General features: G+C 39.8%; 1 protein-coding gene. It reads right to left on the reverse strand.

Annotation, left to right across the window (positions count from 1 at the left end; all coding sequences use genetic code 11):
• Positions 1 to 255 precede the first annotated feature (255 nt).
• Positions 256 to 1,698, reverse strand: coding sequence for a DDE-type integrase/transposase/recombinase (locus B5V89_RS18330; protein WP_108073408.1), 1,443 nt, complete (start codon positions 1,696 to 1,698; stop codon positions 256 to 258).
• Positions 1,699 to 1,841: the final 143 nt, after the last annotated feature.

The raw sequence follows: 1,841 nt of genomic DNA on the forward strand, positions 1-1,841 counted from the left end.
GGTATTGTAAAAAGTTCTATGAAAACTAAATAGTTGTTTAGGTTACTTTCCATTTATTAGGTGGGGAGCTCCCGCAATCGCTCTTGACAAACACGCCAATGGTTTGATCCAAGGTTAACAAGGGCGAAGGGGACAAAAAGAAGGCATACCAAATAAGCCCTTGGTATTTTCATTTTAAACCATTGGCAAGTTCGGTTTGTCAAGAGTTCGCTCCGCCGATTGCTAAATGGTCCAAGGGCTCTGCTAAACAAAAAGTTAGGCGGATCTTTGTTCGACTATCCATCGTTGAGCTAACTCGATGAGCTTTGTCCAACGCGCAGGCATGGTAGGAAGTCCTGATAACTTTGGATTCACAACGGGTACCTTGCCCTCTAGGGATGCATGTGGTCGTAGAAAGTTAAAATACGCCGCAAACAAGGTGACAAAAGAAACAGATCCATGATCCGATCCAAATCCTTGTGTAGAGCGATAATTTCCTTTAAATGTGCGATTCAGTCTTTCGATAATCTGTTTTAACGGTCTGTATTCGGTTGAGATGGGATCTTCATTTGTCAGCCCGATTACTTGCTTCACATCGAAAGAAATATCATTCTGAGCGAAGAAATGCTGGGCTAGAAGATAGATTGGATTTCCATCTACTACGAATGTAAGGTTTTCAGGGATCTCTTCCATCTTCAGTAGGACGTCGTTTATCGCTTGAATGGCGGATGCTGTATCACGATTAGGCGACACTCGGTACGAAAGGACGATCTTTTTCACCGCGTCAAAGAAGAAAAAGAGATAATGCCATTTTCCATTGACCCGGATATAGGTTTCGTCACCACAGAATTGATCTGAAAGCTCATAAGGATAGTGATCCACGTAAGGTTTAAGTAAAAGAGCCACACTATTTTCGTAGTTCAATATCGTCTGATGAGAAATAGCTACACCGTGAACATCCTGCATAAGGGCAGCGGTCCTTCTTGCGGAAAGACCGTAATTCACATGGTAGGTCAATATCAAACCTAACGTATGCGGAGAAGCATAGATTCTAGACAGATCAACAACTGGCAACTCCGGTGAATTCTTGGATAATGGTTGAAAATCAATGTGGAATTGGCGAAAAATATACCTTAACTTAAACGACTGGGGATCCTTTTTAAACTGTTTCTTTTCTTTGGAAGACATACCGTTTAATTTCTTTTGATAATACGGACAGTCGTCGTTTTTACACTTAAACACATCGAAATCTTTTCGCTCCTTGATCTTATCGAGTGTTTTAGAACAATGAGGACATTTCAAAATGGCCTCTTTCGAAAAACGATTCTTATCGCTGAAAAGGCAAGAACATACCTTGCATTGATACTGTCCCTTATCACCATTATTGGCATAAAGATAATCAGATGGTGCACCACACTTAGGACATTTCATTCCTTTAGGTACCGACACTTTTGCGTTCTTGTGTCTTCGAACGGGTTTAAGAGATTTCCCATGCTTCTCTTGGTACTCCGTTAGGAGATTTCGATAATTCAGCTTTTCTGGGATTTCGATAATGGGAAGATCATCAACTTGTAGTTTTCGATAAGGTTTGTTAACAGGCTGCTGATCTTTCGGTTTATCAAACATACTCTTCCCAATAAGTAGGGTGAGTAATGTTCGAATTATTTGTTCTTGGAATTTTATAAAAGTTAGTAAATAGGTTATAATTTGAGGGTACAACTTGTCACTTCCTTTTCTAAGGTTGTTGGGTGTGTGGTAACCTCAATTATCCTTAGATTTAGGGGGGTGGCAATTTTTTTGCTCAAAAATCCCTCTATTAAGGTAGTTTATAGCCTATTTTATATAAAAGTTTTGACAAAACG

This window comes from Heyndrickxia sporothermodurans (genome assembly GCF_003055045.1).
Taxonomy (GTDB): domain Bacteria; phylum Bacillota; class Bacilli; order Bacillales; family Bacillaceae_C; genus Heyndrickxia; species Heyndrickxia sporothermodurans.